General features: G+C 71.0%; 12 protein-coding genes. All 12 read left to right on the top strand.

The genetic code is table 11. The annotated features are described in order from the left end of the window. Positions 1-36 precede the first annotated feature (36 nt). On the top strand, positions 37-426 hold the full coding sequence (locus ACFE86_RS00935) for a hypothetical protein (RefSeq protein WP_375453448.1): 390 nt from the start codon (positions 37-39) through the stop codon (positions 424-426). A gap of 1 nt (position 427) precedes the next feature. After that, the gene (locus ACFE86_RS00930; RefSeq protein WP_375453447.1) at positions 428-766 is read left to right on the top strand and encodes a hypothetical protein; all 339 of its coding nucleotides are present in this window, start codon (positions 428-430) and stop codon (positions 764-766) included. Positions 767-837: 71 nt separating this feature from the next. Beyond that, entirely contained in the window at positions 838-1,359 is a 522-nt protein-coding gene (locus ACFE86_RS00925) for a hypothetical protein (protein WP_375453446.1), read from the top strand. A 3-nt stretch (positions 1,360-1,362) separates the two neighbouring features. Next, a complete protein-coding gene (locus ACFE86_RS00920) occupies positions 1,363-2,127 on the top strand; it encodes a hypothetical protein (RefSeq protein ID WP_375453445.1) in 765 nt (254 codons plus the stop codon). A gap of 44 nt (positions 2,128-2,171) precedes the next feature. Then, the gene (locus ACFE86_RS00915) at positions 2,172-2,747 is read left to right on the top strand and encodes a hypothetical protein (protein WP_375453444.1); all 576 of its coding nucleotides are present in this window, start codon (positions 2,172-2,174) and stop codon (positions 2,745-2,747) included. Positions 2,748-3,059: 312 nt separating this feature from the next. Next, the gene (locus ACFE86_RS00910; RefSeq protein ID WP_375453443.1) at positions 3,060-8,297 is read left to right on the top strand and encodes a hypothetical protein; all 5,238 of its coding nucleotides are present in this window, start codon (positions 3,060-3,062) and stop codon (positions 8,295-8,297) included. Beyond that, positions 8,294-8,848 (top strand): hypothetical protein, encoded by a 555-nt coding sequence (locus tag ACFE86_RS00905; RefSeq protein ID WP_375453442.1) that lies wholly within the window; start codon positions 8,294-8,296, stop codon positions 8,846-8,848. The genes ACFE86_RS00910 and ACFE86_RS00905 overlap by 4 nt, the downstream gene beginning before the upstream one ends. Beyond that, the gene (locus tag ACFE86_RS00900) at positions 8,848-11,328 is read left to right on the top strand and encodes a hypothetical protein (RefSeq protein ID WP_375453441.1); all 2,481 of its coding nucleotides are present in this window, start codon (positions 8,848-8,850) and stop codon (positions 11,326-11,328) included. The genes ACFE86_RS00905 and ACFE86_RS00900 overlap by 1 nt, the downstream gene beginning before the upstream one ends. Beyond that, a complete protein-coding gene (locus tag ACFE86_RS00895; protein WP_375453440.1) occupies positions 11,325-11,774 on the top strand; it encodes a hypothetical protein in 450 nt (149 codons plus the stop codon). Before ACFE86_RS00900 ends, ACFE86_RS00895 begins: the two co-directional genes overlap by 4 nt. A gap of 8 nt (positions 11,775-11,782) precedes the next feature. Further along, a complete protein-coding gene (locus ACFE86_RS00890; protein WP_375453439.1) occupies positions 11,783-12,712 on the top strand; it encodes a hypothetical protein in 930 nt (309 codons plus the stop codon). Beyond that, positions 12,709-13,617: a hypothetical protein gene (locus tag ACFE86_RS00885; RefSeq protein WP_375453438.1), complete on the top strand. Its 909-nt coding sequence runs from the start codon at positions 12,709-12,711 to the stop codon at positions 13,615-13,617. The genes ACFE86_RS00890 and ACFE86_RS00885 overlap by 4 nt, the downstream gene beginning before the upstream one ends. A 141-nt stretch (positions 13,618-13,758) precedes the next feature. Continuing rightward, on the top strand, positions 13,759-14,163 hold the full coding sequence (locus tag ACFE86_RS00880) for a hypothetical protein (protein ID WP_375453437.1): 405 nt from the start codon (positions 13,759-13,761) through the stop codon (positions 14,161-14,163). Positions 14,164-14,376 lie beyond the last annotated feature (213 nt).

The following is a 14,376-nucleotide window of genomic DNA, read 5'->3' as shown; positions in this document are numbered from 1 at the left end:
TCATACGGGGCACCAAGCCCGGCCTTCGCGGGATCCGTGGAGCCAGGAGCCGAGACGCTCTACGCGTACGCGAACAGGCGGCGCCGGGAGATCACCGAGGGCGTCAACGGCGGCTCCGGCCGGATCGTGCCGGTGACGATCGCCGCGGGCACGTTCCCTTTCCCGATCGACGCCACGACCCGCAACGCGATCGCCAGCGCCGCGACGGCCACGACCCTCGCCGGCGGCGACGCATACACGGTCCCGTCGTGGCTGCTCCCTACCGGCCGGTTCATCACCCTGGACGCGACCGCGATCGTGGTCGTCGCGCTGGCGATATCGGTCGCGTTCCAGGCCGTGTTCTCGGCGCAGGCCGCCGCCTTCGCCGGGATCGCCGACGGCAGCGTCACGACCCACGAGGCCGTCGACGCCATCCTGGGATCCTGACATGGCAACGCCCCGCGCCTTCCGCTTCCTCGCCAAGACCATGACCCGGTCCCCGCTCGCGGACACGGACCCGGTCCCGTTCGTCCCGAAGGGCGAGGCGGCCGTCGCCACCCGTCCAGACGGCCGCCCGCTGAAGGCCCTTGTGGTGAAGCGGATCGTCGAGGTCACGGTCGCCGACCGCCAGGACTGGGTCGAGCAGCGCGTGGTGACCTACTCGCTGGAGGACCTGCCCCGGGCCCCGGTCCGTGGCGACCACGTCATCGTCGACGGCGAGAGGCTGTCGGTCGCGGTGGTGACGTCGACCCGCGTCGGCCTGGTGGACTGCACACTCGCGGACTGACGCGCCCGTGCGTTTTGCGCGTGTTTTCCACGCGCTCGGCCCGGCACGCTCCCCATGTCGAGGAGCCGTCGGTGCACCACAAGCAACTCATCAGGGGTAGCGTCGTCACCCGCCTGCAGTCGCGGGTGGGTTCGCTCGTGACCGAAATCTATGCCGGTCGCGCCGGTGGCGTCGTCGCCGACGGCGAGCTCAACGTCATCCTCGTGGACTGCCAGGCGTCGAAGGGCAATCCGGAGCTGTTCAGCGACGAGCTCTCCGCCGAGCAGCTGGTCTACCACCTCACGGTCCAGGTCGTCGTCGACGGCCCCGAGCCCGATCTCGCGGACGGCCTGCCGCCCTGCAACGACACGGTGGACGAGCTCACGGTCGTCATCCGCTCCGCGCTCACGCGCGAGTGGGCCCTCGCCGGCGGCCTCGGGCTGCCCGGGCGCAACGCCCTCGCGTCGGAGACCCGGCTCATCGACTTCCGCTTCCTGCAGGACGGCGTGGTGTTCCAGCCGGGCGGCAAGGGCGTGATCGCGCACAACCCCATCCAATTCGTCGCCGTGGTCGTGTGCCCGGACGGCGACGTCTCGTTCGAACAGGAGCCCTGAGCCATGGCCACCATTTTCCGCGCCGGTAAGGCGATCGACCAGAAGATCTCCCGCGGCCAGCTCCTGCTCGGCCCGGTCGGCGGCCTGGTGCTGCGCAACGTCGGCAACGTCATCGTCGAGCGCGACATCCAGACCGAGATGGTCGACATCACCACCGCCGAGGACCCGCGCCTGGCGCGCCTCGCGACCGTCACGACCAAGCAGAACGAGGACCTCAAGATCACCGCGAGGTCCATGGACCGCGTGATCCTCGCCCTCGCCATGTGCGCCCCGGCCGGCGAGTTCTGGACCCAGACCGCGATCGCCGACGGCGAGGCCGCGATCCCCGCCACCGCCAAGGACGGCGACATCTACGATTTCGTCGACGACACCGGCAAGCAGGTGTTCGGCGTCATCGTGACCCCGGCCGACGCCGCGACCGCCGGCATCATCGTCGACCCCAAGGGCGGCGCCTTCGAGGTTATCGGCGACCGCACCGTCGCCTCCACCGTCTCCTTCACCGCGCCGGCCGTCCTGGCCGCCGCGAAGATGGGCATCTACCGCCGCCTGCAGCAGGGCGAGCAGCGCTACCGCGCCCGCTTCCGCGAGAACAACGCCTTCGGCCGCACCCTGGTGCACGACTGGCCGGTCCTCTCGATCCGCGCCTCCGGCGGCCAGAAGCTCTCGGACGACGGCAACGAGATCCAGTCCATCACCCTCGACGCCAAGGTCGAGTTCGACTTCGCCGCCTTCGGCACCGAGCGCGGCACCGCGCGCGAGATCGACTGATCCCGCGCTTCGTCCAGGAATACTGAGGAGGGGAAGTATCCATCATGACACGAGTGAGCGAACAGGCCCTGCTGCAGGCCCTGGCCATGTCGGACGACGGCGGCGGCGAGCCCTTCCAGCTCGTCGCCCCCACCGATGACAACCCGGGCATGGAGGTCACCTTCCGCCCGGCCTCGTCCGGCGACTACCTCATGTTCGTCATCCGGCGGATCAAGGGCGAGCGCCAGCGCTTCCTGCGGGCGACCCGCAACGGTGTCGAGGAAGGCCGGGCCCAGGCCAAGGCCGACCGCGAGGCCGAGGAGCACGGCGTCAAGGTGAAGTCGGCCAAGCAGGTCGAGGCCGAGCGCGAGGCCGTCGAGCAGGCCGCGGTCGAGGAGACCATGGCCCATGTCGAGAACCAGATCGACAGCGGCCCCGAGAGCATGGCCGCCCTCTGCGCGGTCTGCGCCGGCTTCCCGGGCAACGAGGCGGTCGAGAAGCGGTTCGCCCGCTCCCCGAAGCTCCTCGCCATGCACGAGATCGCCCACCGCCTGACCCATGAGCAGCCGGATTTTTCCGACGCCGTCAGCGCGCTGATCTGGGGGGCGACGGCGGCGAAGACCAGCTCCGACGCGAGCTAGAGGCCTGGAAGGCGGGACGGGATCGGCAGGACGACGCCGCTCCCGATCCCGACGACCCCCGGGGCAACTACGTCATCGCCCTGATCATCGGCCTCCGGAAGCATCGGAGGCTCTTCGGGGGCAACCCGTGGCGGGACTGCTCCCCGGCCAAGGTCTTCTTCGACCTCCGCGAGCACGACGAGGACCTCCGGGATCAGCGGGTGTTCAACGGCCAGGTCTGGCGGGCCGCGGCCCAGGAGGGCGTCGAGGACGAGGCCTTCCAGAAGTTCATGAGGCAGACCCCGTGAGGGAGACAGGAGGACCGCGGTGGCCATGAAGCGCGACATCGCGGATCTCCGGACCACGTTTAGCGTCGCCGGTGCCGACAGCGTCCCGAAGGCCGCCAACGCCGCCGCCAAGGGGCTCGATGCGGTCGCCGCCGCGGCCGGCCGCAACGCCGCCGCCGCGCTTGCCGGTGCCACCGCCGGGGCCCGGGCCGCCGCCGCCGCCACCGCGCAGGGAGCCGCCATCGCCGCCGGCGCCCGGGCCGCCGCCGCCGCCCAGAGCGGGGCCGCGCGCGCCGCCCTCGATTGGTTCGACACCTGCAGCCGGGCTGCGGCGCAGGCATCCCGCGCGGCCGCCGAGACCGCACGCGCCGGCGCCTCGGCCGCGAACGCCGCCAAGGACCAGTCCCGCACCGTCGCCGACGCCGCGAAGGAGGCCGCCGCCGCCTCGGCCGCATCCTCGTCCGAGATCGTCGCCGCCCAGGCCCGCGTCGAGCGCGCCTCCGAGGTCAACGTCCGCAACGCCGTCGCCCGTTTGGAGGCCGTGAAGAAGGCGACCGCCGAGGCCATCCGGCGCGCCGAAGCCACCGAATCCGACCGGTCCTACGATCGCAAGAACACGATCAAGGACGTCATCGCCAACCTCGACGAGGAGACGACCGAGCGCCGGCGCAACCGCGCCGTGTTCGAGGTCGGCAAGCAGGCCGAGCTCAAGGCCCTGCCGCGGGACCGTGACGGCAAGGTCGAGCCCTACCATCAGGAGGACGCGTCCCGGATAGAGGACGAGATCCGCCAGCGTCGGCTCGCCGACCGCCGGGCCGACCGCTCCACCACCGAGGAGAAGCGCGGCGCCGAACTCGACCTGCGCAACGTCGACCGCGAGGCGGCCGAGCGCCTCCGGATCATCCGCGAGGCCAAGGCCGAGGAGGTGGCGATCGCCCAGCGCGGCGTCACCGAGGTCAAGAAGATCCTCGCCGAGGAGCTGATCGCCGAGAAGGAGCAGGCCAAGCAGCTCGCCAAGATCCGCGACCAGCAGGCGAAGGACGCGGCCCGCGCCATCGCGACCGAGGCCCGCGAGCGCCAGCGCGTCGCGGCCGAGCAGGCGCGCGAGCTGCGTCAGTCCGCGGTCCAGTCCGCCCGCGAGGCCGTCGCCGCCCGCAAGTCCTACGAGAAGCTCCTCGCCCGCAAGGCCCTGGCCCCCGAGGTCGAGGCAGGCCTGCGCGATCCCGGCAAGCTGCAGGCCGCCAACGCGGCCGCGGCCGAGAAGGTGCTGGAGAAGGCCAAGGTCTACACCGAGCGCGCGGAGGCCATCGCCGCCAAGGAGGGCGCCGGGTCCAAGGCCACGAAGAAGGAGAAGGACGACAGGGCCGGCGCGCAGCGCTCCCTGACGATCGCCGAGAACGAGGCCCGCCGTCTGGCCGATGCCTGGGCACAGGTCCAGAAGAAGCTGAAGGAGGCCGAGGCTGAGGGCGAGAAGGCGGCCCGCACCATCGAGCGCGCCGGCGAGGCCGCGCGTCGCGCCACCGCTGGGTTCGCCGAGCGGAAGGCCGGCGAGGCCGCGCTCGAAAAGGGTATGGCCGCTCCCGCCCGCGCCGCGAGCGACGCCCGTCGCTGGGCGGCCCTGTACGAGGCGGCGGCGCAGCGTGTCGTCCGCGCGGCCGACCATGCCCGGAACTCGATCGACCTGGCGGCCGCAGCCGGCGCGAACCCAGCAGACCTGGCGCGGATCAAGGCGTTCGAGGCGACGAAGGTCGGGGCCGCCGCTGCGCGTGCCGAGCGCTTCGACACCCTCGCCCGGCGCTCGGCCACCGTCGCCGCCGAGGTGGGTCGCCGCGTGGCCAAGGCCGCGGCCGACGCAGAGCGCGCGCAGGAGAAGTCGGCCCGGGACGCCGCGACCGCGCAGGAGAAGGCCGCCCGGCGCTCGGCCGAGGCGTGGGAGCGGTCGATGCGCCGCCTCACCACCATCCAGCGCAACCTGCCGAGCCTGATGGGGAACGGCCCCGGGTTCTACCAGCGCCTGGTCACCCGCGGCACGCTGCCGGTCGTCGGGGGTGCCATCGGCCGCGTGGCCGGTGGTGCCGGGCGCCTCATCGGCGGCGTCGCCGGGATGGCGGGCTCCGCCGTCGGCGGCGTGTTCGGGACCCTCGGCAGCGTCATCGGCATGGCCGGGAAGGCCGCCGGATCCATCATCGGCATCGGGGCCTCGGCCGCGCTCGCGGTCGGCCGCATGGCCATCCACCTCGGCACGGGCGCCCTGTCGATCCTGGGCAAGCTCGGGGGCGCGGCCCTGTCGGCCGCGAAGAAGGTCGCCGGCATCGCCAAGACCGTCGTCATCCGGACCGTCGTCGCTGGCGGCGGGCTGGCCGTCGCCGGCTACGCCGCGGCCAAGAAGTCCCTCTCCGATTCCGTCGAGGCGACCCGGGACGTGAACGTCGGTGCCCAGGGGATGGGCGCGTCGCTCTACGGGTTCCAGGCCCTGTCGGGCGCCGCCAAGCGCAGCGGCGTCGACATGCGCGACTTCCAGGCCGCAACCACCGCGGCGAAGGACGCCATCTACAACATCGACAAGGACCCGGCGCTGGCCGACGCCTTCGTCCGGATCGGCGTCACCGCCAAGAACGCCGACGGCACGATGCTCGACACGGGCATGGTCCTGCAGCAGCTGATGGGCAAGCTGAAGCTCCTGCCGGTCGGCGAGCAGTGGAACGTGCTGAACACCGTGTTCGGCGGGCCCGAGAACGTCGCCCGGATGATGCCGCTCATCCGGAACATGGCCAACAGCACGGAGGTGCTGGGCAAGGCGCAGCGTCGCCTGCGCGAGCAGGGCGCGATCGTCACGCCATACGACAATGTCCGGATGACCGCCTACAACGCGGCGACCAACGACCTGAAGGACAGCTTCCTCGGGCTGAAGCTGACCATCGCCCGGACGGTCGGCAACGACATCATCGCCGGCTTCTACCGCTTCTCGAACCTCATCGCCCGGAACCGCTTCAACGTCGCCGCGCTCGCCCGGTCGGCCTTCGACATGGCCAACGGCCTGGTCGAGGTCGCCAAGACCGGCGCCAAGGTCGGCGACACCATCAACGCGAACGTCCGCGGCGGATCGGTCGCGAAGTTCATCCTCGACGGCGCCTACCACGTCCGCCGGTTCGCCGTCGGCGTCGGCCGGCTCGGCACGGAGTTCTACCGCGCCTTCGCGGTCATCCAGGCCCAGCGCCGCACGGCCGAGCAGCTCACGGTCCAGGCCCGCGGCTGGGTCGTGTCCCTCACGGCGGCCGCCATCCGGATCGGCATGCTGCCGGCCGAGTTCGCTCGTGCCTACGCCGCCATCCGCCAGCAGCAGAACCAGACCACCACGGTCATGGTCGCCGCCCACAAGTGGGTGTTGAACCTGACCGCGGCCGGCATGATCGCCGGCCGGGCCCTGATGTCGACGCTGCCCTTCTTCCGCGAGGTGTGGTCGACGATCCGCGGCGACGACGCCTCGGTGACCGAGTACCCCTGGCTCCTGAAGGTCCGCGCCGGGCTGGAGACGGTCGGGCGGTTCGCGAAGGAGGCCTGGTCCACGATCCGCGGCGACACCGGCGCCGTGCAGGAATTCCCGTTCCTCCTGCGCATCCGGGAGGGCGTCCTCGCCACGTTCAACTGGGTCCGCGACTTCGCCACCGAGGCCTGGACCGCGGTCACCAACGGCCCCCAGGACAAGGCGGCCCGCTTCCCGTTCCTGTTCAAGGCGGCCGACGCGGTGCGCTCGTTCGTTTCCGACGTCCGCACGACCTGGACCGACCTTCAGAACGTCTGGAACGGCTTCGACCCGGAGACCGCGCTGGGGGCCAAGCTCGCCGGCATGATCGACACCGTCAACAAGTACAAGGACCTCGCCTCCAAGGCGTGGGACGACCTGACGAAGGTGTTCGACAGCACCCCGGACAGCCAGCAGAAGTTCAACTTTCCCTGGATTGCCAACGTCGCCGCTGACCTTGAGGCCTTCGCCGAGAAGGCCAGGAAGGCCTGGGATGTGTTCAAGGGCTTCTACGATTTCGCGGACCGCTCGATCCAGCGGCTGACGGCGGGAAAGCTGGATCTCGGCACGGCCGCGCTGGTGACCGGGCTCCTCACCCTGTTCGGCGTGACGCGCGTGGTGTTCGGCGGCCTCAAGGGCTTGGGGCTCGCGGCCGGCGCGCTGCGGGGCGTCCTCGGCCGCACGGCGGCGGCGGCCGGTGCGGGTGCCGTCGGCGCCGCTGCGGCCGGCGGTCTCGCCGGGGCGCTCGTCCGGACCGGCACCGCGGCCGAGGAGGCGGGCCGTCGCGCCAGCACCTCCGCCGGCCTGTGGGGCAAGCTCGGCACGTCGATCGGTGGCGTGGCCAGCAAGATCGCGTCGAGCCCCGGCCTGATGGCGCTGCTCGGCATCGGCGGCGGGATCGTCGGCGACATGATTGGCAAGAACGCGGACCCCGAGCACGGTACCGGCAAGGGCTACGCGCTCGCCGGCGGCGGCATCCAGGGCGCGGCGCTGGGCGCGAGCCTGGGCTCGATGCTAGGTGCCCGCGGCGCCGCCATCGGTGGCTTGGTCGGGGGCGCCTACGGCATCTGGTCCGGCGGGCAGGACTATCACGAAAAGCGGAAGGCGGCCCTGGAGGCCCAGCTCCGCGCGCAGGGCAAGCACGAGGTCGCCGACAAGGTCTTCGCGTCCGACGCGTCCGACGGCTCCGAGCCCGAGGGCCTGTCGGCCGAGGAGAGCGCCGACTACTCGAAGGCGGACACCGCGCTGGCGGATGCCGAGCGCCAGCTGAAGGAGGTGATGCAGCCGGTCGGCGTCGACATCGCCGCCATCCGGCAGGCGACCGAGGCGGGTGCCGGCCGGGCCCCGGGCGGCGCCGCCAACGACAACGCGGGTTCCGCCGACGACCTGCAGCAGGTCCGGATCGACGGCCGGGCCCAGGCCAACGCCATGCAGATGGAGGCCAAGGCCAGCGCGTCGAAGTGGGCACGCGAGGCCGATCGCCTTGAGCGCAAGCAGATGCGCGACCCGATGTCCGCGCTGATGCGGGGCAGCGACCCCATGAGCTCGCTCTACACCCCGCCGGTCCAGCAGGCCCCCTTGGCCGCCCCTGCCGCCGCGCCGGCGCCGGGCAGGCAGTCCGCCCTCGGCGGCGAGAGCGAGTTCACGATCCGCATGGGCGACGGCACCGAGCGCCCGTTCCGTGGCGCGGCCTTCGACGTGTCGGCGCTGCGCTCCGAGCTCTCCCGCGGCCTGACGCCGCCTTCCTGGAGCGTCGCATGACCCCGTTCCCCTGGCAGTCCCGGATCACCAAGTCGCCGGACATCGTTTTCCCAATCGGCTCCTTCATCGGCATCGAGGAGGAGCGGACCGAGATCGACAAGACCGAGCTGCGCCGGTCGCTCAACGGGACCGGCGTGCCGCTCGGCCCGCTCTACGACGGGATCCTGTACCGGATCAGCCTGTCGGCCTCGGGGCCGGCGGTGCGGTGGTCGCCGGCGTTCAGCCACCTCAGCAAGAAGGTCCCGTTCCGGCTCGCCAGCACCAAGCACCTGGACTTCTTCATCCCCGCCGGCGGCATGGTCGCGACGCTCCACCGGGATCCGGTCGACGGGCGGGTTCTGCTGTTCCGGGCCGATGACCGGGACGAGGTGAAGGCCCCCTGCACGGTTGTCGGGCGGACCGTGACGCTCGCGGCGCCCACGCCGTTCGACCTCTACGGGTCATTCCTGCCGTTCCACGACGTCTACCTGACCGACCGCGGCGCCCGCGCGGCGGAGATCTCCGGCCTGTCCTCGTGGACGATGGTCGCCGAAGAGAAGGCCCCCTACTGATGCCGACCTTCCTGGTCTCCCTCGCGGGCCTGCAGGATCCCATCGTCCAGGCCGACCTGGTCAGCGACGGCGAGGTGCTGCGCCTTGAGCAGAGCCTCAAGCGCGGCCTCGCCGGAGGCCCGGCGACGCTCGACCTCGAAATCCGCAATCCCGGATTCGTGGCGCTGCTCAGGACCGATTACGTCGCCGTCGTCGAGACGCCGACCGGGCTGCTCGCGGATGCCGTCACGCTGTGCCGGGCCCGCATCGCAAGGATCCCGGACGACCTGGGCGGGCCGACGATCGTGCTCCACCTGGAGTGCGCCCCGTCGAGCTGGAAGGGCGACCTCAAGGCGATCGCGAACGCCAGCATCGGCGATGCCGGCATCCCGCCCTTCGTGGTCCGGACCGTCCCCGATCCGGGTCAGGGCGTCATCGCGGTGGCGTTCGCGCGCGCGGTCGGAGCGACGTGGGCGACCGTCCGGGACACGGCGTTCGCGGTCGACAGCTTCATACAGCAGGACCTCGTCCGCGCGCCGTACTCGTCCCTCCTGAACTACCAGGTCCTGTCGATCGCGAACGCCGTCTTGACCGTGACGATCGTGGACAACCCCGCCGCGCGGGACGCGGCACGGTACGGGGCGGCCGCGCTCGTCGCGGTGAGTGGCGACAAGAACCCGCGCAACGGCGTCCTGTTCGTGAGCGGGATGGTGATGGGCCTGTCCAAGGCGCCCGGCGGCCGCATCGATGTCACGATCAACCTCGCGTCCTTGAACCTGGTGCAGGCGGGCCTCGCCACGGTGGCGCCGGGTGACCTCACCGCGGGCGGGCTGCCGTTCTACGACCCGCTGTTCCCCGGGGCCCGGGACGACCTGTCGGCGGCGGCCATCGAGGGCAAGGCGGTGACCTGGTACGTCGACCCCGTCACCCACGCGATCGTCCAGGACGATATCACCCGGGGCGCGCGGTTCTTCGACCTGGGCGACCTCGGCGACGCCGCGTCCGAGCGGAAGGCGACGATCCAGAACCCCGTCAAGCACGTGAAGCTGAAGCTCATCGCCGAGTACAGCCAGTTCGCGGCAGGTCGCGTGGACATCTCGCCGTTCGTCATGGGCGCGGCCGGCGGCGGGATCACGTCCCTTGCCTACCCGTCGAACGGCATCCCGCCGAGCCAGTCCGGCGGCGACCTGGATTTCGGTTGGGGATCGATGTCCCCGAAGTTCACCGTCGAACGGCACAAGACCGTGCCGCGGCCGACGGGGCGGTCGTGGGTCGTCCAGTACCGCGAGGATAGGATGTCTTGGTCCTATTCGGGCGAGGGATCGGCCCAGAAGGCGACGTCCGTCTGGACCAACGGCACGCCCTACGAGCTGGAACACTCCGAGAGCGCCCAGGCGATCGTCAACACGGTCCGGTACACGAATTGGTACAAGACCTTCTCGTTTCAGCAGACCCGCCGCGAGGTCGTCGACATCGTGCTCGACGTCGATTGCCAGCCCTTCGCGCTGAACGAAGACACCCTCGACCTCGGAACGATCACCCTCAGCGATGTCAACACCATCGACGGGATCCTGCCCTACGCGGAGGGGACGGCCTACAACAAGGGCGACCGCGTGCTCATCCACGGGCACGCCTACGAGTGCCTGGCGAACGGAGTGGTGGCGTTCTACGTCTCCAAGACGACGACCCGGAACGGGGTCCCCACGACGACGTTCACGACGCCGTACTGGCGCGACCTCGGCGCCGGCACCCCGATGGGCGACCCGCGCAGGGCCTCCTACTTCGACACGAACCGCGGACGGGGCAGCATCGCGACGGCGCTGAACCGATGCCGCGCGGCGGCCTTGAAGCGCCTGCAGGCCATGCGGGTCTCGAAGGTGTTTCCCTGGCACGTGGCCCGCGACATCGGCCTGCGCGATGAGGTCCGCATGCTAGTCCGGGACGGGCTCAGGGCGATCCCCGTCCGGGGGAAGGTCGAGGAGATCCGCCGCGTCATCGAGGGCGGCGGACTGGCGTGGATCGAGGTCTCGATCACCGTCTCGTTGGGCACGGGACGGGACGACGACGTCGCCGACTTGGCCGAGGCATACGCCGAATCGGGGTATGCTGCACCAGCGTACACGGGCTCGAACAAGCCGACCTACGTCTCGGACAGCACCCCGGGATACCAAGTCGTCGGCACCGTCGGACGGGACACGGAATACGTCCTGACCGCGGACACCCTTTTCGAGCCCATCAACGCGATGCAGCTGTTGAACCCGGCCTACGCGATCCTGAGCATCCTGATCTCCAACGAGGCGAACGACCAGCTCTCGCGGGTCCCGACCCTCATCGCATCGGGCAGGAGCCCCGAGTACGTGACGCAGGACTACCCGACCACGCTCGACGTCGCGATGCGTCCCCTGCGGACCGAGGGGAACATCGAGCGTCAGTACAGGACGCACGCGCAGCTGACGGTCTCGCCCCGCGGGATCGACCTGACGAACGGAGGCGAGCCGTGAGTGGAGACAGAGACCCGCTCGGCGGGGGACCGGCCGAGGCGATCGCGCTGATCCAGCGCGTCGTCAAGGACATGAACAAGCAGAACGGGTCGCGCCCGCGGGCCGGCCTTCCGGGCTCCGACAACCTCCAGCCGCAGGTCGGCGTCGAGGGCGAGTACCAGTCCCGGGCGGTCCTCGCCGAGTTCACCTACCTGCCCTCGATCCCCAAGATCGGCCTGCTGAACCCGGGGCCGACGCCCAGCGTCACCGGCGGGCTCTACGACGGGATCATCGAGCGCAAGTACCTGTCCCAGCGCCTTGTCGGCTGGACCTCGCCCAGCGCCGCCCCGAGCGATTTCAACACCGCGCCGGCCGACGGCTTCAGCGGCAAGCTCAACATCGGGGCCGCGAACGCCGACCCGAACAGCCACCTCACCGTCACCGTCAGCGCCAGCGACGCCAAGTAGGACCGGCCATGATCACCCTCCGCAGCGACGTTCAGCGCCCGCTCTATGTCGGCGAGATCGACGGCAATTTCAGCGACCTCGACGGCCGGCTCCGGGACATCGAAACCCGCGGCCTCCTCGGCATCGCGCTGGCCGACGTGTCGTGGGACGCCGTCGGCGAGGAAGTGACGTTCTCGTACGAGGACGGCCAGACCTACGGGCCCATCGAGCTCCCGGCGTCCATGTTCAAGGCGCGCGGCGACTGGGTCATCGGGACGCCCTACGAGGCGCGGGACCTCGTGACCGTGTCCGGGTCGTCCTACGTCGCCCGCGGGGACCATGTCGCCGGCGCGTTCGCCGACGACCTCCTGGCCGGCAAGTGGCAGGTCGTCGCCGCGGCGGGCAAGGACCCCTTCGCGGTCTCGGGCCCGTTCAACGCGTTGAAGGTCTACAGCCTCGGGGATAGCGTGTTCTACGCGGCGGCCGGGTTCGCCGTGCAGCGCGTCGTCTACGTTCCGACCGGCGGCCTCCCGGCCGGGACGCTACCCGGCGCGCGCGATCCAGCTACCGGGTTCCCCCACTGGCTGCCGGTGACCGAGCCGTCCCGGGCGTTCGACATCGCGGTCGACAACAACGGGAAGCTGACGGCCGGCCAGAACATCCTCAACAGGCTGACGGGCGTCCCGTACAAGCTCCCGGCCAACCTGGCGGGGTCGACCTTCAACCTGCCCTTCAGCGCGCCGAGCGCCGACATGACGTTCCGGATCACCAGGCTCAACGCCGCCGGATCCGGCGGGCAAATCGGAACGGTGCTGTTCAAGGCGGGCTCCACGGTCGGGACCGCGACGCTGACCGAGACCGCGTTCGCGGCCGGGGACCTTCTCCTCGTCAACGCCCCGGACGTCGCTAGCGCCCAGACCACGGGCGCCCAGTTCGTCATCGTCGCGAGGGCATCGTGAGCTACGTCGTCCTCTCCACCGACACGCCCGATCCGCTGACGCCCGCGCAGCTGGACGGGAATTTCGTCGCGCTCGACACCGCCTTGCGAGCCATCGAATCCCGCGCCCGGGCGGTCACCCATCTCGGCCCTCTGGTCGTCTCGGTCGACGGCCAGAGCGTGACGATGCCGCTCACGGACGGGACCGACGAGCAGCCCCGCAACCTGCCGCTCGGCCGGTTCGAGACGGCCGGCCCCTGGGTCACCGGGGCGGCCTACCGTGCCCGGGACATGGTCTCGCAGGACCGGGGGAGCTACGTCTCCCTGTCCGACCATCAGGCCGGCGCGTTCGCCGACGACCTGGCCGCCGGGCTCTGGCTCTCCGTCGCGAAGGGCGCCGCCGGAGGCGTCAATCCCCGCGGTACGTACGATCCCACCGTCGCGTATGCGAAGGGGGACGCCGTCCTCGTCAGCTCGGACGGCGGGGTCACGTTCGTCCAGACGGCCGCCCGGACGGACCTCCCCGCAGGGACCGCGCTGGACCATGTCGACGGCGACGGTAATCCGTCGTGGGTCGCGGTGTCCCTGCGGCAGCGAACGCACGACCTCGTCTACTCCGCCGACCTCTCGACGCGCCACGTCGGCGCCCCCCTGACGATCCCCATGGCCATGGCCGGCTCGGTCGCGCGTTCGGACCCGGCCCCGGGCGTGGCACGGACCGTGACGATCCTGGCGCAGGCGTCAGCGCCGGGATCGCCGGTCCGGACGATCGGGTCATTCGTATGGGCGGCGGGCAACCCCGTCGCGACACCCTCCGGACCAGGCGGCCTCCTCTCCGCCGGCGACACGGTCAGCGTCATGGTCAACGGGTCAAACCGCCCGCTCGTCGTGGGGTTGGCGATGACGATCGTCGGCGTCCACGTCTGAGAGGGGTCCGACCCGACGTAGACCCGAGGTCGTGCCGAATCGTGTGCACAGGGCAAGGCACAAGGTCCAGGCCGTGACGCGCCGCCAAAAGGCCGTGACATGTCATGCCGTGCCTTGCTTGGGGCCATGGCATCATCGGGTATGAACAGCTTCATCCCCACTCCCGACGCCGACCGCAATGCGCTCGGGGTCCGCTACACCCGAAGCACGGCATCCGGGCGGATCGCCCGGACGCGTCGAGAGAACGCCGGCCGGCAGCGCCTCGTCCGCGAACGCCGTCGCGAGGCAGGCGAGCCGGACCCCGGCCTGCTCGACCGGGCAATCGTCGACGCCCTCCGCAGCATCCTGCTGCGCTGCGAGGACAGCGTCTCGCGCCCGATCGATCCGAAGCTCGTCCTTCACCTGACCCGCGAGCATCTGGTCCTCCGTGCCACGCGGGCGAAGGACGCCGACCCGGATGCCCCGCCGTACAACGGGGCGGCCGTCGCCGAGGCGCTGAGGCGGCGCCTGTTCGAGAAGCCCAAGCGCCCCCTGCACACCCGTTGAATGCGTGACGCAGTCACTTGGGAACGGCGTTACAGTCCGTAGGAGTAACGGGGGAACGTCGGAACGGTCATCCAAAGTATAGACATCGACGCGTGGCGTTAACCGACGCCCAGGGATAAGCCGACTTTCAGGCCGGGATCAGGCCGATGGATTCTTGACGGGACCGGCAGCCCAGGCGCCTTCTGAGGGGGAGAGATCGCCCAGCCCGGAGAG

The organism is uncultured Methylobacterium sp., from assembly GCF_964244095.1.
GTDB lineage: Bacteria > Pseudomonadota > Alphaproteobacteria > Rhizobiales > Beijerinckiaceae > Methylobacterium.
The sequence above is the reverse complement of the archived record's forward strand: the minus strand, read 5'-3'. Positions and strand labels throughout refer to the sequence as shown.